General features: G+C 67.8%; 18 protein-coding genes. 9 read left to right on the top strand and 9 right to left on the bottom strand.

What is annotated here, in order from left to right; translation table 11 throughout:
• Positions 1-10 precede the first annotated feature (10 nt).
• The 3 genes from VG561_RS06100 (at position 11) to VG561_RS06090 (ending at position 4,318) form a co-directional block, all read left to right on the top strand.
• Complete coding sequence (locus VG561_RS06100; RefSeq protein WP_423179470.1) at positions 11-3,160, top strand: multidrug efflux RND transporter permease subunit; 3,150 nt, start codon at positions 11-13, stop codon at positions 3,158-3,160.
• On the top strand, positions 3,141-3,533 hold the full coding sequence (locus VG561_RS06095; RefSeq protein WP_423179469.1) for a nuclear transport factor 2 family protein: 393 nt from the start codon (positions 3,141-3,143) through the stop codon (positions 3,531-3,533). Before VG561_RS06100 ends, VG561_RS06095 begins: the two co-directional genes overlap by 20 nt.
• Before the next feature lie 83 nt (positions 3,534-3,616).
• Complete coding sequence (locus tag VG561_RS06090; RefSeq protein WP_423179468.1) at positions 3,617-4,318, top strand: COG3650 family protein; 702 nt, start codon at positions 3,617-3,619, stop codon at positions 4,316-4,318.
• Positions 4,319-4,437: 119 nt separating this feature from the next.
• Here VG561_RS06090 and yeiP read toward each other — a convergent pair whose 3' ends face one another.
• The 5 genes from yeiP to VG561_RS06065 form a co-directional block, all read right to left on the bottom strand.
• The gene (yeiP, locus tag VG561_RS06085) at positions 4,438-5,004 is read right to left on the bottom strand and encodes an elongation factor P-like protein YeiP (protein WP_005409468.1); all 567 of its coding nucleotides are present in this window, start codon (positions 5,002-5,004) and stop codon (positions 4,438-4,440) included.
• A 49-nt stretch (positions 5,005-5,053) separates the two neighbouring features.
• On the bottom strand, positions 5,054-5,824 hold the full coding sequence (locus tag VG561_RS06080) for an SDR family oxidoreductase (RefSeq protein WP_049440081.1): 771 nt from the start codon (positions 5,822-5,824) through the stop codon (positions 5,054-5,056).
• Between the two features lie 101 nt (positions 5,825-5,925).
• Positions 5,926-6,822 carry a hydroxymethylglutaryl-CoA lyase gene (locus VG561_RS06075; protein WP_049440083.1) on the bottom strand — a complete coding sequence of 299 codons (897 nt, stop codon included), beginning with the start codon at positions 6,820-6,822 and terminating at the stop codon, positions 5,926-5,928.
• The gene (locus tag VG561_RS06070) at positions 6,819-7,220 is read right to left on the bottom strand and encodes a VOC family protein (RefSeq protein WP_197621131.1); all 402 of its coding nucleotides are present in this window, start codon (positions 7,218-7,220) and stop codon (positions 6,819-6,821) included. The genes VG561_RS06075 and VG561_RS06070 overlap by 4 nt, the downstream gene beginning before the upstream one ends.
• 2 nt (positions 7,221-7,222) lie before the next feature.
• Complete coding sequence (locus VG561_RS06065; protein WP_014037048.1) at positions 7,223-8,011, bottom strand: enoyl-CoA hydratase/isomerase family protein; 789 nt, start codon at positions 8,009-8,011, stop codon at positions 7,223-7,225.
• A 119-nt stretch (positions 8,012-8,130) separates the two neighbouring features.
• Here VG561_RS06065 and VG561_RS06060 point away from each other — a divergent pair, with 119 nt between their 5' ends.
• From VG561_RS06060 to VG561_RS06050, 3 genes are read left to right on the top strand one after another with little or no spacing between them, the layout of a single operon-like run.
• Positions 8,131-8,385 (top strand): FeoA family protein, encoded by a 255-nt coding sequence (locus VG561_RS06060; RefSeq protein WP_005416370.1) that lies wholly within the window; start codon positions 8,131-8,133, stop codon positions 8,383-8,385.
• Entirely contained in the window at positions 8,382-10,247 is a 1,866-nt protein-coding gene (gene feoB / locus VG561_RS06055; protein WP_032959475.1) for a ferrous iron transporter B, read from the top strand. The genes VG561_RS06060 and feoB overlap by 4 nt, the downstream gene beginning before the upstream one ends.
• Complete coding sequence (locus VG561_RS06050; protein WP_032959473.1) at positions 10,247-10,492, top strand: DUF6587 family protein; 246 nt, start codon at positions 10,247-10,249, stop codon at positions 10,490-10,492. The genes feoB and VG561_RS06050 overlap by 1 nt, the downstream gene beginning before the upstream one ends.
• A gap of 127 nt (positions 10,493-10,619) precedes the next feature.
• Here the strand turns inward: VG561_RS06050 and VG561_RS06045 are convergent, their stop codons facing one another.
• The 4 genes from VG561_RS06045 to VG561_RS06030 form a co-directional block, all read right to left on the bottom strand.
• A complete protein-coding gene (locus VG561_RS06045; protein WP_423179467.1) occupies positions 10,620-11,081 on the bottom strand; it encodes a DUF4304 domain-containing protein in 462 nt (153 codons plus the stop codon).
• A gap of 147 nt (positions 11,082-11,228) precedes the next feature.
• A complete protein-coding gene (locus tag VG561_RS06040) occupies positions 11,229-11,810 on the bottom strand; it encodes an NAD(P)H-dependent oxidoreductase (RefSeq protein WP_049408776.1) in 582 nt (193 codons plus the stop codon).
• Between the two features lie 55 nt (positions 11,811-11,865).
• The gene (locus VG561_RS06035) at positions 11,866-12,261 is read right to left on the bottom strand and encodes a MerR family transcriptional regulator (RefSeq protein WP_075077086.1); all 396 of its coding nucleotides are present in this window, start codon (positions 12,259-12,261) and stop codon (positions 11,866-11,868) included.
• Between the two features lie 4 nt (positions 12,262-12,265).
• Positions 12,266-13,027, bottom strand: coding sequence for a 3-oxoacyl-ACP reductase (locus VG561_RS06030; RefSeq protein ID WP_423179466.1), 762 nt, complete (start codon positions 13,025-13,027; stop codon positions 12,266-12,268).
• Positions 13,028-13,116: 89 nt separating this feature from the next.
• On the opposite strand from VG561_RS06030, the gene dapB reads away from it, so the two are divergent.
• The 3 genes from dapB (at position 13,117) to carB (ending at position 18,692) form a co-directional block, all read left to right on the top strand.
• The gene (gene dapB, locus VG561_RS06025) at positions 13,117-13,836 is read left to right on the top strand and encodes a 4-hydroxy-tetrahydrodipicolinate reductase (protein ID WP_080052982.1); all 720 of its coding nucleotides are present in this window, start codon (positions 13,117-13,119) and stop codon (positions 13,834-13,836) included.
• 336 nt (positions 13,837-14,172) lie between these two features.
• On the top strand, positions 14,173-15,300 hold the full coding sequence (gene carA / locus VG561_RS06020; protein WP_014646993.1) for a glutamine-hydrolyzing carbamoyl-phosphate synthase small subunit: 1,128 nt from the start codon (positions 14,173-14,175) through the stop codon (positions 15,298-15,300).
• A gap of 149 nt (positions 15,301-15,449) precedes the next feature.
• Positions 15,450-18,692 carry a carbamoyl-phosphate synthase large subunit gene (gene carB, locus VG561_RS06015; RefSeq protein ID WP_046429957.1) on the top strand — a complete coding sequence of 1,081 codons (3,243 nt, stop codon included), beginning with the start codon at positions 15,450-15,452 and terminating at the stop codon, positions 18,690-18,692.
• Positions 18,693-18,698: the final 6 nt, after the last annotated feature.

Below are 18,698 nucleotides of genomic sequence, written 5' to 3'. Positions count from 1 at the left end.
AAAATCCAACATGGCACGTTTCTTCATCGATCGCCCGGTGTTCGCCTGGGTGCTGGCGATCTTCATCATCCTGGCCGGCGCGCTGGCGATTCCGCGCCTGGCCGTGGAGCGCTATCCGGCGGTCGCGCCGCCCAGCGTCAGCATCTATGCCAGCTACCCGGGTGCGAGCCCGCAGACGTTGAACGATGCGGTGGTCGGCCTGATCGAGCGCGAGCTGTCCAGCGTCAAGCATCTGCTGTACTTCGAATCGTCGGTGGACACCTCCGGCGAAGCCTCGATCACCGCCACCTTCAAGCCCGGCACCAATCCGGAACTGGCGCAGGTGGACGTGCAGAACCGGATCAAGGCGATCGAGCCGCGCCTTCCGCGCAGCGTGCGGCAGAACGGCCTGTTCGTGGAGGCCGCCGATACCGGCTTCCTGATGCTGGTCGGCCTGCGTTCGCCGGATGCCAGCGTCAGCGAGGCGGCGCTGGGCGATTTCATGGCGCGCAACATCATCGAAGAGCTGCGCCGCATCGATGGCGTCGGTCGCGTGCAGTTGTTCGGCGCCGAGCAGGCGATGCGCGTGTGGCTGGATCCGACCCGGTTGACCGGCTACGGCCTGACCATGGGCGATGTGGCCACTGCCATCGAGCAGCAGAACCTGGAGATCTCGCCGGGGCGCATCGGTGATTCGCCGGGTGTTCCAGGCCAGCGCATCACCGTGCCGCTCAGCGCCGACGGCCAGTTGTCCACGCCGGAACAGTTCGCGGCGATCGTACTGCGCGCCGGGGCCGACGGTTCACGGGTGGTGCTGGGTGATGTCGCCCGCGTCGAACTGGGCGCGCAGAGCTATGCCTGGGGCACCCGCGAGGACGGCCATCCGGCCACCGCCGCCGGGGTGCAGCTGCGGCCGGGCGCGAATGCGGTGCGCACGGCGTCGGCGGTCCGTGAGCGCATGGCGGAACTGGCGCCGCTGTTGCCGCGCGGCGTGGAGGCGAGCATCCCGTTCGACACCGCGCCGTTCGTGAAGATCTCGATCCAGAAGGTGGTGCAGACGCTGCTGGAGGCGATGCTGCTGGTGTTCGCGGTGATGTACCTGTTCCTGCAGAACTGGCGCTACACGCTGATTCCGGCGCTGGTCGCACCGATCGCGCTGCTCGGTACCTTCGCGGTGATGCTGGCGCTGGGCTTCTCGATCAACGTGCTGACCATGTTCGGCATGGTGCTGGCGATCGGCATCATCGTCGACGACGCGATCGTGGTGGTCGAGGGCGTGGAGCGGATCATGGCCGAGGAGGGCCTGCCGCCGCGCGAGGCGACCATCAAGGCGATGCGCGAGCTGACCGGCGCGGTGATCGGCATCACCCTGGTGCTGACCGCGGTGTTCATTCCGATGGCCTTGGCCAGCGGCTCGGTGGGCGCGATCTACCGCCAGTTCACCGTGGCGATGGCGGTGTCGATCCTGTTCTCGGCGCTGCTGGCACTGAGCCTGACACCGGCGCTGTGCGCGACCCTGCTGCGCCCGAACACCCACGGCCATCATGGTCGTGGCGGGCTGTTCGGCGCCTTCAATCGTGGCTTCGAGGCGTTGACCGGGCGCTACCAGCGTGGCGTGGCCTCCGTGCTGCGGCGAAGCGGCCGGGTGATGGGCGTGTTCGCCGCGCTGGTGGCGGCGCTGCTGCTGGGCCTGCACTGGCTGCCGGGCGCGTTCCTGCCGGAAGAGGACCAGGGCTATTTCATGACCTCGATCCAGCTGCCGGCCGAAGCCACCGCCGAACGCACGCTGGCGGTGGTCGAAGCCTACGAACGGCACGTGGCCTCGCGCCCGGGCATCGGCTCCAACCAGTCGATCCTCGGTTACAGCTTCTCCGGTTCCGGCCCGAGCGCGGCGCTGACCTACACCATGCTGAAGGACTGGGGCGAGCGTGCTGGCGCCACCGCGGCCGGCGAGGTGGAGGCCGCGCAGCAGGCGATGGCCACGGTTGCCGAGGGCGAGGTGATGAGCGTGATGCCGCCGGCGATCGACAGCCTGGGCCGTTCGTCCGGGTTCTCGCTGGCCCTGCAGGCGCGTACCGGGCAGAGCCAGGCCGAGCTGCGCGCGGCCCTGCAGCAGCTGCTGAAGCTGGCCGACGCCAGTCCGCTGCTGTCGGAGGTGCATGCCGATGGCCTGCCGGCAGGTACCAGCGTGCGGCTGGACATTGATCGCGCCAAGGCCGAGGCGATGGGCGTGGGCTTCGAGCACATCAGCAGCACGCTGTCAGCGGCGATGGGCTCGCAGTACGTCAATGATTTCCCCAACAAGGGCCGGTTGCAGCAGGTGATCCTGCAGGCCGACGCGCCGCATCGCATGGAACTGGAGGACGTGCTGAAACTGTACGTGCGCAACAGCGAGGGCGGCATGGTGGCGTTGTCGGAACTGGTGACCCCGAACTGGACCGAGGCGCCGCTGCAGCTGCAGCGCTACCTCGGCTTCCCGGCGTTGAATCTGTCCGGCGCACCGGCCTCCGGCGTGTCGACCGGCCAGGCCATGGCGGAGATGGAGCGGTTGGCCGGGAAGCTGCCGTCCGGTTTTGCCCTGCAGTGGACCAGCCAGTCGCTGCAGGAGCGTGAGTCGGGGGCGCAGGCGCCGTGGCTGCTGTTGTTGTCGATGCTGGTGGTGTTCCTGGTGCTGGCGGCGCTGTACGAGAGCTGGTCGATTCCGCTGGCGGTGATGCTGGTGGTGCCACTCGGCCTGCTCGGTGCGGTCGCCGCGGTGCTGTTGCGTGGCATGCCCAACGATGTGTTCTTCAAGGTCGGCATGATCACCGTGATCGGGCTGTCTGCGAAGAACGCGATCCTCATTGTCGAGTTCGCGCGGCAGCTGCAGCAGCAGGGGCGCGGCCTGGTCGAGGCGGCATTGGAGGCAGCCAGGCTGCGCCTGCGCCCGATCGTGATGACCTCGCTGGCATTCGCGCTGGGCGTGGTGCCGCTGATGCTGGCGCAGGGCGCGTCGAAGGAAACCCAGCAGGCGATCGGAACCGGTGTGTTCGGCGGGATGGTCAGTGCGACCGTGCTGGCCGTGTTCTTCGTGCCGGTCTTCTATGTAGTGGTGCAGGGCGCGCGGCAGTGGATCGCGCAGCGCCTGCGCAGGCGCCGGCCGATGCCGGGAGGAACCGTGGATGGAACGGAACATCGTTGAAGATTTGCATGAGCAACAGTTGATGGCGCTGGAGCAGCGCCTGTGCGCGGCGCTGCTGGAAAATGACCACGATGCGTTGAACGCGCTGGTATCGCCGGCCTTGTTCATGATGGAAGGCCACGGCGGCCGCATGCTCGATCTGCCATGGCTGGGCGATTGGCTGGCCGGCAGCCTGCAGGTGCGAAGCCTGCAGCTGCACGCGGTGGAGACGCTGCTGTGTGGCCGCCTGGCGTTGCTGTCCAGCGACGTGCGGTTGTCCGTGTGGCGGCAGGGCCGGGAGCGTGAAGTGAAGCTGCGCCTGCTGCGGGTCTGGGCCTGCAGTTCCGGCGGCAGCGGTGCGCAGCTGTTGTCGATGGCGGTACTGGCCGCGTGAGTACGGTCAGGCCGCTTTCAGGCCCCGCTCACCGGCAGGTGGTAGGGTCGAAGGTCTCTGTAGTGTCGACAAGGAGTCGAGCCATGCGTGTAGTTCCCAGTCTGTTGGCAGCCTCGCTCGGGTTGGTGCTGGCCGCGTGCCAGCCGGCCCAGGCACCCGCTGCGGGCGGCACCGATGCCGCGCCGCCGGCGGCGCCCGAACCGGCTGCCAGCACCAGCGCCGGTACCGGCAGCGAGACCACGTACCGGTGTGGTGATCTGAGCGTGCGCGCGGCCTTCAATGGCGAGGATGCGGCCACGGTGGTGATCGGCGAACGTACCTTCGCCATGACCTCCGAACGTGCGGCGTCGGGTGCCAGGTACGGTGATGGTCAGGGCAACAGCTTCTGGACCAAGGGCAGCGATGACGGCCTGTTGAGCCTGAAGGGCGAGGCGGACCGCGAGTGCCATGCGGTCGAAGCGACCGAAGGCGATGGCAGCGCGGGCACGGCCGCGTTCCGCGCCACGGGCAACGAGCCGGGCTGGTTGGCGGTCGTCGATGGCGACGCGCCGGGCCTGCGGGTGGAAGTTGACTATGGCGAGCGTCGCTTCGACGTCGCCACGCCCACCGAAGGTGCTGACGGTTGGAGTGGCAAGGCGTCCGACGGTACCGACGTCAAGCTCAGCTTCCAGCGCACCACCTGCCAGGACGACATGAGCGGCGAGGCGTTCGATGCCAAGGTGAACCTGACCATCGGCACCCGCCAGTACCACGGCTGCGGCAACTTCGGCGCGAAACAGCCGTAAGCCTTCTGTAGAGCCGAGTCCGCGCTCGGCTCTACACGATCGCTACATCCGATGCGCTGCCCGCTGCCTGCGGCGAGCACGCCGCAAGCAGGGACAGGCAGCCGATCAGCGCAAGGCGCTTAGTCGGCGCGGCCGGCGAATTCGCCGGTGGCGGTGTTCACCAGCACGCGTTCGCCGTTGACGATGTATTCCGGCACCATGATCTCGATGCCGGTGTTGAGCTTGGCCGGCTTCGGGCGCTTGGTGGCAGTGCCGCCCTTCAGTTCCGGCGGGGTCTCGATCACTTCCAGCACCACCGAGGCCGGCAGCTGGATCGCCACCGGCTGCTCGTCGATCACCTGCACGTAGATGCCGGTCAGGCCGTCGGTGATGTAGCCGGCGTCGTCGCCGATCACGTCCGCGTCCAGGGTGTAGGGCGTGTAGTCCTCGTCATCGAGGAACACGAAGGCATCGCCGTCCTTGTACGAATAGGTGGACTGGCGGCGCAGCAGTTCGACCTCGACCAGGTTGTCGTCGGCATCGAAGCTGGCGTCGAGCTTGTTGCCGCCCGGCACGCTGTACATGATGAAGCGGAAGCGGACGTTGCCGCCGCGACCCTGCGGCGAGCTGCGCTCGATGTCGCGGATCTGGTACACGCCGTTGTTGTACTCGACGACGTTGCCCTTCTTGATGTCGTTGGCTTTCATGGTGATCTAGGTCGTTGGGGGAGGGCGCCGTCCCGGCGCCCGGGGGGAATCACTTCGGAGCGAGGCGGGTAGCGCCGTCCAGGCGGATGGTCTCGCCGTTGAGGTAGGTGTTGCCGAGGATGAAGCCGACCAGGCTGGCGAAGTCTTCCGGCTTGCCCAGGCGCGACGGGAACGGGATCGAGGCGGCCAGCGACTGCTGCACGGCTTCGGGCATGCCATCGACCATCGGCGTCCAGAACACGCCAGGAGCAATCGTATTGACGCGGATGCCGAAGCGCGACAGTTCGCGCGCCATCGGCAGCGTCATCGACACCACGCCGCCCTTGCTGGCGGCATACGCGGCCTGGCCGATCTGTCCTTCATAGGCAGCGATGCTGGCGGTGTTGATGATCACGCCGCGCTCGCCGTCTTCGCCGGCGTCGTTGTGCTGCATGCGGTTGGCCGCGGCCTTGGCGACGTTGAAGCTGCCGACCAGGTTGACCATCACCGTGCCCTGGAAGCCGGCCAGCGGCATCGGGCCTTCCTTGCCGAGCACGCGACCGGCGCCGAGGATGCCGGCGCAGTTCATCGCCACGTTCAGGCCGCCGAGGAAATCGTGGGCCCGGTCGATGGCTGCAGCCACGGCCGCCTCATCGCTGACATTGACATTGAAATAGCGGGCCTTGTCGGCACCCAGCCCGGCAACGGCAGCTGCACCCTTGTCGTCGTTGAGGTCGAACAGAGCCACCTTGCCGCCCTGGGCGACGAGGTGCTGGGCCACGGCCAGGCCGAGGCCGGAGACGCCGCCAGTGATCACGGCACGTACGGAAGACAGCTGCATTGAACGGTCCTGCAGGTTCGAGAACCGCCGATTCTAACGGAAGCGGCGACCGTCGCCGTTGTGCGCTGCGCCGCCCGAGCGGGAGCGGCGCAGCGGGGTGCTCAGCCGGTCGCTGCGAGCGCCTGGCCGGTGCGGCTGGCGGTGGCGCGGCCGAGCAGGCCGGCCAGCCAGCGGCCGGTCTCGGCCAGTGCCGGCAGGTCCACGCCACTGTCCAGGCCCAGGCCCTGCAGCAGGTAGACCACGTCCTCGCTGGCGACGTTGCCGCTGGCCCCCTTCGCGTACGGGCAGCCACCGGCGCCCGAGACTGCACTGTCGACCACGCGCACGCCTGCTTCCAGGCAGGTGGCGATGTTGGCGATGGCCTGGCCGTAGGTGTCGTGGAAGTGCACGGCCAAGGCTTCCATCGGGATCTCGGCAGCGACCGCCTGCAGCATCGCCCGTGCCTTGCGTGGGGTGCCGACGCCGATGGTGTCGCCCAGCGAGATTTCGTAACAGCCCATCTGGTGCAGCGCGCGCGCCACCCGCACCACGTCGGCCAGCGGCACCTCGCCCTGGTAGGGGCAGCCGAGCACGGTGGAGACGTAGCCGCGCACGCGCACGCCATCGGCGGCGGCGCGGCGCAGTATCGGCTCGAACCGGGCCAGCGATTCGTCGATGCCGGCATTGGTGTTGGTGCGGTTGAAGGCCTCGGACGCAGCGGTGAACACCGCCACTTCCTCCACGCCCACCGCGCGGGCGCGGTCGTAGCCCTGTTCGTTCGGCACCAGCACCGGGTAGTGGATGCCCGGCCGGCGCTGGATGCCGGCGTAGACCTCGGCGGCATCGGCCAGCTGCGGAATCCACTTCGGGCTGACGAAACTGGTCGCCTCGATGCTGCGCAGGCCGGTGGCCGACAGGCGGTTGATCAGTTCGATCTTGTCGGCGGTGGACACCGACTGCTTTTCGTTCTGCAGGCCGTCACGCGGGCCGACCTCGACGATGCGGACGTAGTCGCTCATGCAGCCACCTCGCCGACGGGGCGATGGCAGACCGCTTCGATGTTGTTGCCGTCCGGGTCGAGCACGAAGGCGGCGTAGTAATCCGGGTGGTACCACGGGCGCAGGCCCGGCGCGCCGTTGTCGCGGCCACCGGCGGCGAGGGCGGCGGCGTGGAAGGCGTCCACCTGCGCGCGGCTGGCGCAGGCGAAGGCCACGTGCACGCCGTGGCTGGCGGTGCCGCCATTGCCGAGCCAGAAGAACGGCTTGCCGTCGCTGCCGAAGCCGATGTGGTCGTGGTCGCCGGTCTGTTCGGCGCTCACTTCCATCACCACGCCGATCTGCAGCGGCGCCAGCGCCTGCAGGAAGAAGGTCCTGCTGCGCGCCAGGTCGGCGCTGGTCAAACCAAGATGATCGAGCATGTTCAGGCTTCCGTGACCCAATGGGGGGCGCGCTTGTCGAGGAAGGCGCCCAGGCCTTCCTGGCCCTCGGCGGACACCCGCAGGCGCGCGATCAGGGCGGCATTATCCCGATCCAGCGCGTCGCGGTCATGGCTGTCGCGGACCTGCCGGACCAGCTGCTTGGCGGTGGACGAGGCGATCGGGCCGGCCTTGTCGAGCAGGGCCAGCTGGCGCTCCAGCGCTTCGTCCAGGCGCTCGGGCTCGACCAGCTGGTGGACCAGGCCGATGCGCAGTGCGGTATCGGCGTCGAAGTGCTCGCCGGTGGCGAACCAGCGCCGCGCCTGGCGCGGGCCGATGGCCTCGATCACGTAAGGCGAGATCACCGCCGGCAGCAGGCCAAGGCGGCTTTCGGTCAGGCCGAAGCGGGCCGAGGTGCTGGCGATGGCAATGTCGCAGCAGGCAACCAGGCCGACGCCGCCACCGAAGGCCGCGCCGTGGACCCGGGCCAGGGTCGGCTTGGGCAGCTCGTCCAGGGTGCGCATCAGCCGTGCCAGTGCCAGCGAGTCCTCGCGGTTGTCGGCCTCGCTGGCCGCCGCCATGCCGCGCATCCACTGCATGTCGGCACCGGCCGAGAAGGAGGCGCCGTGGCCGGCGACCACCACGGCCCGGACCGAATCATCGCGGCCGGCGGCTTCCAGCGCGGCGGTCAGCCGGGCGATCAGGCTGGCGTCAAAGGCGTTGTGCAGCTCCGGCCGGTTCAGCCAGAGGGTGAGGACGGCGCCACGGCGCTCGATCTGCAAAGCATCGTTCATGGGATTCCAGGGTCACTCCATACCTGTATGGATCATAGCGGGCCATTGGTCATGGGCCATGACGCGACGCGGGAATGTTAGAATCGAGAACCATTTACATCCAGCAGAGAACACGCTAGATGACGCTGTCCGAACTGCCGCTGCACACCTCGGCCGTGGTCGAGTCCGTGCAGGACCTGCATGCCAACGATGCCATTGCCCGTCGCCTGCGCGAGCTGGGTTTCGTGAATGGCGAGGAAGTGCGCCTGGTGGCCAAGGGCCCGGTGGGCGGCGAGCCGCTGCTGGTGCAGGTCGGGTTCACCCGGTTCGCGCTGCGGATCAGTGAAGCCAAGCGGGTCGTGGTCGACGCCGCCAGCCAGGAACGACGTGCATGACCGCAATCGCCGCCACTGCCCCCCTGCGCATCGCGCTGGTCGGTAACCCCAACAGCGGCAAGACCGCGCTGTTCAACCAGCTGACCGGCAGCCGGCAGAAGGTCGCCAACTACACCGGCGTCACCGTCGAGCGCAAGGAGGGCCGCCTGCGCGCGCCGTCCGGCCGTGAATTCGCCGTGCTCGACCTGCCGGGCGCCTACAGCCTGCATCCGGCCAGCCTGGACGAGGCGATCACCCGTGACCTGTGCCGGGGCTTCTACCCGGGCGAGGCCGCGCCGGACGTGCTGCTGTGCGTGATCGACGCCACCAACCTGCGCCTGCACCTGCGCTTCGCGCTGGAGCTGCGCGAACTGGGCAAGCCGATGGTGGTGGCCCTGAACATGGTCGACGCGGCCCAGCGCCGCGGCATCCAGGTGGATGTGGCCGCGCTGGAGCGCGAACTGGGCGTGCCGGTGGTGGAGACCGTGGCGGTGCGCAAGCAGGGCGCCAAGGCCCTGGTCGAGCGCCTGGACGCGATGGTGCCGCACCTGGATGCACCGGTGCCGGGCCCGGAAGGTGGCATCGATTACCACGCCAAGGTGCGCGGGATCCTGTCAGTCGCCGTGCGCATGCCGGCGCGGACCGCGAAGATCGACGACGCGCTGGACCGCTGGCTGCTGCACCCGGTGTTCGGCCTGGTCAGCCTGGCGGTGGTGATGTTCCTGATCTTCCAGGCGGTGTACGCCTGGGCGACGCCGCTGATGGACGGCATCGAGGCTGGCTTCGCCTGGCTCGGCACCTTTGTTGGCAGCGTGCTGCCGGAAGGCCCGCTGGCCAGCCTGCTGACCGACGGCATCATCGCAGGCGTCGGCGGCGTGGTGGTGTTCCTGCCGCAGATCCTGATCCTGTTCTTCTTCATCCTGGTGCTGGAGGAGTCCGGCTACCTGCCGCGTGCAGCGTTCCTGCTCGACCGCATGATGGCGGCCGCCGGCCTGTCCGGCCGCTCGTTCATCCCGCTGCTGTCCAGCTTCGCCTGCGCGGTGCCGGGCATCATGTCCACGCGCAGCATCCAGGACCCGCGTGACCGCCTGGCCACGATCCTGGTGGCGCCGCTGATGACCTGCTCGGCGCGCCTGCCGGTGTACGCGCTGCTGATCGGTGCGTTCATTCCGCAGAAGACGGTGTGGGGCGTGTTCAACCAGCAGGGCCTGGTGCTGTTCGGCCTGTATGCGGCGGGCATTCTCAGCGCGCTGGCGATGTCGTGGATCATGAAGAAGTGGCGTCGCGACAAGAGCGAGCACCCGCTGATGCTGGAGCTGCCGTCGTACCGCCTGCCGCATGTGCGCGACCTGGCGGTGGGGCTGTACGAGCGCGGCATGATCTTCCTCAAGCGCGTCGGCGGCATCATCCTGGCGCTCACCATCCTGCTGTGGGTGCTGCTGTCGTTCCCGGCGGCACCGGCCGACGCCACGATGCCAGCCATCGACTACAGCTACGCCGGCCAGATCGGCCATGCGATGGCGGTGTTCTTCGCGCCGCTGGGCTTCAACTGGCAGATCTGCATCGCGCTGATCCCGGGCCTGGCCGCGCGCGAGGTGGCGGTGTCTTCGCTGGCCACCGTGTATGCGCTGTCGGCCGCCGATGACGATGCCGCCAGCCAGGCGCTGACCCCGCTGATCAGCGATGGCTGGTCGCTGGCGACCGCGCTGTCGCTGCTGGTCTGGTACATCTACGCCCCGATGTGCATCTCGACGCTGGCCACCATCAAGCGCGAGACCAATTCGTGGAAGCAGATGGGCTTTGCCGCGTTCTACCTGTTCGCAGCGGCTTATGTGGCCGCACTGATCACCTACCAGGTGACCAGGGCGCTGGGAGGCGGCTGATGGATACCGGCCTGCTGATCCAGTACCTGATCATCGCGGTGGCTGTGCTGGTCAGTGCCTGGGTGGTGCTGAAGAAGCAGTTCCCGGGCACCGTGCGCACGCTGCGCGGTGCGTTGGCGTTGGCCCTGTTGAAGCCGGGCCGCGCCGCCTGGCTGCAGGCGCTGGGGCGGAAGATCGCGCCGCCGGCAACGGGCGGTGGTGGTGCCTGTGGCGGTTGCGACAGCTGCGGGCCGACCAAGAAGTAGCGTCGAGCCTGTTCGGCTGCGGCCGCCTGGTGGGGGCGAACCTTCGGCCGGTGGGTGCGGGCCTTCGCCCTGTGGGTGCGAACCTTCGCCCTGTGGGTGCGAACCTTGGTTCGCACGCTCTCGGGGTTCAGACTTCTCTGCGGATGATTGCCCGGAAGCTCCCGTCCCGGTTCAATCGCCGCACCGATTCCCTGTTCCCATGGGCTGCCGCGAAACCCGCCACGTCGGCCAGGGCATCGAGCAGCAGGGCCTTCAACGCGTCGCGGTTACCGGCCTCCAGCAGATCTTCAAGATCCTGCTGGATGAAGGTCCGGCGCAGGCCCGGCGTTTCTTTGATCCGCCAGTCGACATGGGGCGTGGGGATGCTGGAGCGGTACCGGAAAGCCGTTTCAAGATCGTCAGGCGCGAGGGGATACGCGAGCAGTTCCGGAAAGTAGAGTCCAGCATTCACATAGAAGCCCCGGCTTTCGCTGGCGCGCTGGTGATTCACGACAAGCAGCGCGGCGTCCAGCAAGCGGTAGCGGGTCGTCGACGTCCCGGCAAAGCCGGTCTTCCTGGCGCACTTGCTGAAGACAGTCGAGGATTTCATGGGCTTTGCCTGGGCCGTAACAAGGGCCCACAGCCTTGAGGCGCAGTGCCTGACGGTCAATTGGCAAACGCGACACCCGCAACGAGCGCCCCATGTGGGCGCGAACGCTCCAGGTGGGTGCGAACCTTGGTTCGCACGCTCCTCTAGCTAGTTGGCCCGTGAGCCCAGCTCCGCTGCCAACGCCAGCCACCGGTTGCGTTGCTCCGGCGAGCTGCTGCGCACCGCACCGAGTCGGCTGACCCGCACCGGGCGGATGCCGCAGAATTCCAGAATAGTGGCGCGGATCTGGGTGATGCCCGGGTCGCGGTAGATCCAGCGGTAATACCAGGGCGGCGTATCCAGCGTGGTGATCACCCGTGCGCTGCGACCGGCCAGCAGCCGGTCCCACCAGACTGAATCGCGCCGGTAGCGGAAGGCGTACCCCGGCAGCAGCACGCGATCGAAGAAGCCCTTCAGCAGCGCCGGCATCGCGCCCCACCAGGTGGGATAGACCAGCACCAGATGGTCGCAGGCCTCGATCGCATCCGCAGTGTCCTGCAGGTCGGCTTCCAGCGGCTGGATCTGGCGGTAGCCATGGCGCAGCACCGGATCGAACTCGAGTTCGCCCAGTGCGATCAGGCGCACCCGATGGCCAGCATTCTCGGCGGCGGTGGCGTAGCGCTGGGCGAGGGCACCGCACAGGCTGTCGCGGTCGGGATGGCCGAGCAGGATCAGGATGGAACGGGACACGGCAACCTCGGGCAATGGAAAGTGCGCGAGGTTGGGCTATGCCCTTGGGGCAGAGTCAACCACCAGCGGCGCAGCAGCTGGGCTCCAGGATGCAGTCACCGCTGCCGGAGTGCAGCCACTGCCGCAGTTCGTCGCTGACCTGCTGCAGGTCGAGCTCGACCTGCGCCAGCCGTGCCCGCTCGCTGGCGATGCGGCTGCGTTGTTGCTCGAGCAGGGCCAGCACCGCGGGCCAGTCGAGCCGTCCGTCGCGGCCCTGCAGGCGGGAGATCGCGGCCAGGGTGATGCCCAGCGCCAACGCCTGGCGGATCAGCTGCACCCAGGCCACATCCTGTTCGCTGTAGTCGCGATAGCGGTTCAGCCGCGGCACCGGCGGCAGTAGTCCGCGCGCCTCGTACAGGCGGATGGCCTTGGCGCTGGCGCCGGTCAGGCGGCTGACCTCGGAAATGCGCATTGGCTCAGTCCCGCACCAGCCCGCCATCGACCACCAGGTTCTGTCCGGTCACCGCGCGCGACCAGGGGCTGGCGAAGAACAGCGCGGCATCGGCGAATTCTGCTGGCGTGGTAACGCTGCGCAGTGGCGTGTTGGCGGCGATGTAGTCGAACACTGCCTCCGGCGTGGCAGCGCTGGCATCGGTGGTGCGCAGCAGGCCGCCGGACAGCATGTTCACGGTGATGCCATGTGGGCCGAGGTCGCCGGCCAGCGTGCGCGTGAGGGACAGTAGCGCGGCCTTGGCGGCGGTGTAGTCGTGGTAGGGCACGACCGGGTTCTGGAACAGGTTGGTGCCGATGTTGATGATGCGGCCGAAGCGGCGGGCCTGCATGCCGGGCAGGGCGGCCTGCACGGTGTTCAGCGCGCCGCGCACGCTGCCCTCGAACTGCGCCTGGAACGCCGACCAGCCGATATCGGCGGCGCCGTCGCGGGCATCACCATTGAACGAGAACGCGGCGAGCGCGTTGTTGACCACCGTGGTGACACCCTGGCCGAAGTGGGCCAGGGCGTGCTGCAGCATTGCATCGACCTGGCTGCGGTCGGTGACGTCGGCCGGCAGCGCGATCGCCTGTCCGCCCAGCTCGGCGGCCAGCGCCCGTGCGGGGCCTTCGCTGCGGTGGTAGTTGACGATGACGCGCGCACCCTGCGACGCGAACGCGCGGGCGATGTGCTGGCCAAGGCCGCGGCCGGCGCCGGTGACCAGCACCAGCTGTTCGCTGATCTGCATGAAGGGGCTGCCATCCATTGCATGAAAGGGCATGCAGCGTAGCAGTGAGGCGCTTGCCGGAGCAGGCGTGCTGCCGCTAGCCTGCAGGCATGAACCAGACTCCCCTGCGATTGCTCATTCACGGCGCCTCCGGGCGCATGGGCCAGGCCCTGCTGCGGCTGGCCGCCGAACATCCCGAAACCCTGCAGATCGTGGCCGCAGTGACCGGCCGTGCGCCGGCACAGCGCGTGGTCGACGGCGTGCCGTTCTTCGGCGCCAGTGAGCTGCCCGGCGCGCCGGTGTTCGATGTGGCGATCGACTTCAGCCTGCCGGAGGGCTTCGACCCGATGCTGGCGCTGTGCGTGGAGCGGGGTGCCGGGCTGGTGTCGGGCACCACCGGTATCTCCAGCACGCAGCGCCAGGCGCTGGAGGCCGCGGCGGCGAAGATCCCGCTGGTATGGGCCTCGAACTTCAGCCTGGGCGTGGCGGTACTGGACGAGCTGGTGGAGCGCGCGGCGCAGGCGCTGGCCGGCTGGGACTGCGACATCGTCGAATCGCACCACACCCAGAAGAAGGATGCGCCATCGGGCACCGCGCTGACCCTGGGCGCGGCCGCGCAACGGGGCGGGGCGGAGCCGCACTACGCCAGCCTGCGTGCCGGTGACATCGTGGGCGAGCACCTGGTGCAGTTCACCGGTCTGGGCGAGCGCATCGAGCTGGTGCATCGGGCCACCAACCGCGACATCTTCGCCCGCGGCGCCCTGTTCGCCGCCCGCCAGCTGCAGGGGCGGGCGCCGGGCAGCTACCGGGTAAGGGATCTGCTGCAGTAGGGCGGGCTGATTCCTGGGGTCGGATCCCTTTCCTGCGGAAAGGGCTCTGACCCCATCCGAGGGCGCCTGGGGTCAGAGCCTTTCCCATTCGGGAAATGGATCCGACCCCGCCTCCGGCCCGCATACGCCATCGGATTGAAATGAATGCGCAATCGCCTGTTCATGAAGCGCGATAACCGCTGGCGCGAGCGCCCCGGCAGCGCTACAATTCGCACTCGCCGAATCACGAAAGCCGGACCGGTCCCAGACCGTACGTCCGCGCTTTTTTGCAACCGGATTTCCGTGAAGCGCAGGCGTGACTTCGGCAGCCCCCTCGGTAGCCAAAGTGAGATTCCCGTGACCCAAGCCGCAATCCTCGTCCTCGAAGACGGCACCGTATTCGAGGGCGAATCCGTAGGCGCGCCCGGCCTGTCCGTCGGTGAGGTGGTGTTCAACACCGCCATGACCGGCTATCAGGAAGTGCTGACCGACCCGTCCTACGCCCGGCAGATGGTCACGCTGACCTATCCGCATATCGGTAACACCGGCATGACCGACCAGGACAACGAAGCGTCCAAGGTGTGGTCGGCCGGCCTGATCGTGCGCGACGTTCCGCGCCGCCCCAGCAACTGGCGCAGCCAGGTGTCGCTGCAGGACTGGCTGATCCAGCGTGGCGTGGTCGCCATCGCCGGCATCGACACCCGCAAGCTGACCCGCATCCTGCGCGAGAAGGGCGCGCAGAACGGTGCGCTGATGGCCGGCGACATCGACGTGGAAAAGGCACTGGAAGCCGCCCGCAAGTTCCCGGGGCTGAAGGGCATGGATCTGGCCAAGGTCGTCACTACCGAGAAGACCTACACCTGGACCGAGGGCCAGCTGGACCTGGATGCCAACGCTTTCGTCAGCGTGCCGGCCCGGTTCAAGGTCGTGGCCTACGACTTCGGCGTGAAGACCAACATCCTGCGCATGCTGGCCGAGCGTGGCTGCGAAGTGACCGTGGTACCGGCGCAGACCCCGGCCGCCGAAGTGCTGGCCCTGAAGCCGGACGGCGTGTTCCTGTCCAACGGCCCGGGTGACCCGGAGCCGTGTGACTACGCCATCGAAGCGATCAAGACCTTCATCGATGTGAAGATCCCGACCTTCGGCATCTGCCTGGGCCACCAGCTGCTGGGCCTGGCCTCGGGCGCGCAGACCATGAAGATGGGCCATGGCCACCACGGTGCCAATCACCCGGTGCAGGACCTGGACAGCGGCCGGGTGATGATCACCTCGCAGAACCACGGCTTCGCGATCGATGAAGCGACCCTGCCGCCGACCCTGCGCGTGACCCACCGGTCGTTGTTCGACGGGACCAATCAGGGTGTCGCCCGCACCGACGTGCCGGCGTTCTCGTTCCAGGGCCACCCGGAAGCGTCGCCGGGCCCGACCGATGTCGGTCCGCTGTTCGACCGCTTCGTGGTGCTGATGGAGCAGGCCAAGGCGTGATCAGTACGCCGCCGGCCCCCCGGTGGCGTCGCGATGGACCGTAAACCCCGCATCGCTGCTGCCCCCGGCGCGGCGCTGCGGATCAAGATTCCTGATCGACAGCGTGCGATCACTCCCCCTTGTCACGCTGTACTGACTTAGAGAAGAAAATGCCCAAGCGCACTGACCTCAAGACCATCCTCATCATCGGTGCTGGCCCGATCGTCATCGGCCAGGCCTGCGAGTTCGACTACTCCGGCGCCCAGGCCTGCAAGGCCCTGCGTGACGAGGGTTACCGCGTGGTGCTGGTCAACAGCAACCCGGCCACGATCATGACCGACCCGGAGATGGCCGACGCCGTCTACATCGAGCCGATCAACTGGCAGACGGTCGAGAAGATCATCGCCAAGGAAAAGCCCGATGCGCTGCTGCCGACCATGGGTGGCCAGACCGCGCTGAACTGCGCGCTGGACCTGGCCGACAACGGCGTGCTGGAGAAGTACAACGTCGAACTGATCGGCGCCAAGCGCGAAGCGATCCGCATGGCCGAAGACCGCGAGCTGTTCCGCGTGGCCATGGGTGAGATCGGCCTGGAATGCCCGACCGCCGCCGTCGCCCACACCCTGGACGAAGCGCTGGAGATCCAGACCCGCGTCGGCTACCCGACCATCATCCGCCCCAGCTTCACTCTGGGCGGCAGCGGTGGCGGCATCGCCTACAACCGCGAAGAGCTGGTCGAGATCGTCAGCCGCGGCCTGGAACTGTCGCCGACCACCGAGGTGCTGGTGGAAGAGTCGGTGCTGGGCTGGAAGGAGTTCGAGATGGAAGTGGTCCGCGATACCGCGGACAACTGCATCATCGTCTGCTCGATCGAGAACCTGGACCCGATGGGCGTGCACACCGGTGACTCGATCACCGTGGCGCCGGCGCAGACCCTGACGGACAAGGAGTACCAGCGCCTGCGCGATGCCTCCATCGCCGTGCTGCGCAAGATCGGCGTCGATACCGGTGGCTCGAACGTGCAGTTCGGCATCAACCCGAAGACCGGCCGCGTGGTCGTCATCGAGATGAACCCGCGCGTGTCGCGTTCCTCGGCGCTGGCCTCCAAGGCCACCGGCTTCCCGATCGCCAAGGTCGCCGCCAAGCTGGCCGTGGGTTACACCCTGGACGAACTGAAGAACGAAATCACCGGTGGCCTGACCCCGGCCTCGTTCGAACCGTCGATCGACTATGTCGTCACCAAGATCCCGCGTTTCGCCTTCGAGAAGTTCCCGGCCGCCGACGCCCGCCTGACCACCCAGATGAAGTCGGTGGGCGAGGTGATGGCGATGGGCCGTACCTTCCAGGAGTCGGTGCAGAAGGCCCTGCGTGGCCTGGAAACCGGCAAGGTCGGCTTCGACCCGACCGGCCTGGACCTGGCCAACGAAGACGACCTGCAGACCCTGCGTCGCGAGTTGAAGGCGCCGGGCCCGGAGCGCCTGTTCTTCGTCGCCGACGCGTTCCGCGCCGGCATGAGCGTGGAAGAGATCTACGCACTGTCGTTCATCGACCACTGGTTCCTGGACCAGATCGAGGAAATCATCGCTGCAGAAGGCGAAGTCGCTGCCGGTGGCATCGACGCGCTGGATGCCGCACGCCTGCGCAAGCTGAAGCGTGCTGGCTTCTCCGATGCGCGCCTGGCGCAGCTGACCGGCACCAATGAAGCCGCCATCCGCGCGCTGCGTCGTGCGCACAAGGTGCGCCCGGTCTACAAGCGCGTGGACTCCTGCGCCGGTGAATTCTCCACCGGCACCGCCTACCTGTACTCGACCTACGAGGACGAGTGCGAGGCCGCGCCGAGCAACCGCGACAAGATCATGATCCTGGGCGGTGGCCCGAACCGCATCGGCCAGGGCATCGAGTTCGACTACTGCTGCGTGCACGCGGCACTGGCGCTGCGCGAGGATGGCTATGAAACCATCATGGTCAACTGCAACCCGGAAACCGTGTCGACCGACTACGACACCTCCGACCGCCTGTACTTCGAACCGCTGACCCTGGAAGACGTGCTGGAGATCGTCGAACTGGAACAGCCGAAGGGCGTGATCGTGCAGTACGGCGGCCAGACCCCGCTGAAGCTGGCGCGCGCGCTGGAAGCCAATGGCGTGCCGGTGATCGGCACCAGCCCGGACTCGATCGACCTGGCCGAAGACCGCGAGCGCTTCCAGCAGCTGGTCGACAAGCTGGGCCTGAAGCAGCCGCCGAACCGCATCGCCCGCAACGACCAGGAAGCCCTGCTGCTGGCCCGCGAGATCGGCTACCCGCTGGTGGTGCGCCCGAGCTACGTGCTGGGCGGCCGTGCGATGGAAATCGTCTACGGCGAAGCCGACCTGGCCCGCTACGTGCGCGACGCGGTGAAGGTGTCCAACGATTCGCCGGTGCTGCTGGACCGCTTCCTCGACAACGCCGTGGAGTGCGACGTCGACATCATCGCCGATGCCCAGGGCAACGTCCTGATCGGTGGCGTGATGGAGCACATCGAAGAAGCCGGCGTGCACTCGGGCGATTCCTCGTGCTCGCTGCCGCCGTACTCGCTGTCGGCTGAAACCCAGGCCGAGCTGCGCCGCCAGGTGGTGGAGCTGGCCAAGGCCCTGAACGTGGTCGGCCTGATGAACACCCAGTTCGCGATCCAGACCAGCGACGAGGGTGCCGACACCATCTACCTGCTGGAAGTGAACCCGCGTGCCTCGCGCACCGTGCCGTTCGTGTCCAAGGCCACCGGCATGCCGCTGGCCAAGATCGCCGCCCGCTGCATGGCCGGCAAGACGCTGGCCGAGCAGGGCGCGACCAAGGAAATCGTGCCGGACTACTACTCGGTGAAGGAAGCGATCTTCCCGTTCGCCAAGTTCCAGGGCGTCGATCCGATCCTCGGGCCGGAGATGCGCTCCACCGGTGAGGTGATGGGCGTGGGCCGCACCTTCAACGCCGCCTTCGCGCGGGCGCAGGAAGCCGGCGGCATCAAGGCCCCGCCGGTTGGCAAGGCCTTCGTCTCGGTGCGTGATCCGGACAAGAAGCGCGTGCTGCCGGTGGCCAAGGCGCTGCTGGCGCGTGGCTACAGCCTGGTCGCCACCCGTGGCACCGCCGCCTGGCTGCAGCAGCACGGCATGGACTGCGAGATCATCAACAAGGTGGTCGAAGGCCGTCCGCACATCGTCGACTCGATCAAGAACGGCGAGATCGTCTACATCGTCAACACGACCGAAGGTCGTTCGGCGATCAACGACTCGTTCTCGATCCGTCGCGAGGCGCTGCAGCATCGCGTCACCTACTCGACCACCATTGCCGGCGCCAAGGCGCTGGTGGATTCACTGGAATTCCGCGGCACCGGTCCCGTCTGGTCGCTGCAGGAGCTGCACAAGGAGTTGAATGCATGAGAGCCC

Origin of the sequence: Stenotrophomonas sp. CASM110 (assembly GCF_049384345.1) — a bacterium.
Taxonomy (GTDB): domain Bacteria; phylum Pseudomonadota; class Gammaproteobacteria; order Xanthomonadales; family Xanthomonadaceae; genus Stenotrophomonas; species Stenotrophomonas muris.
The sequence above is the reverse complement of the archived record's forward strand: the minus strand, read 5'-3'. Positions and strand labels throughout refer to the sequence as shown.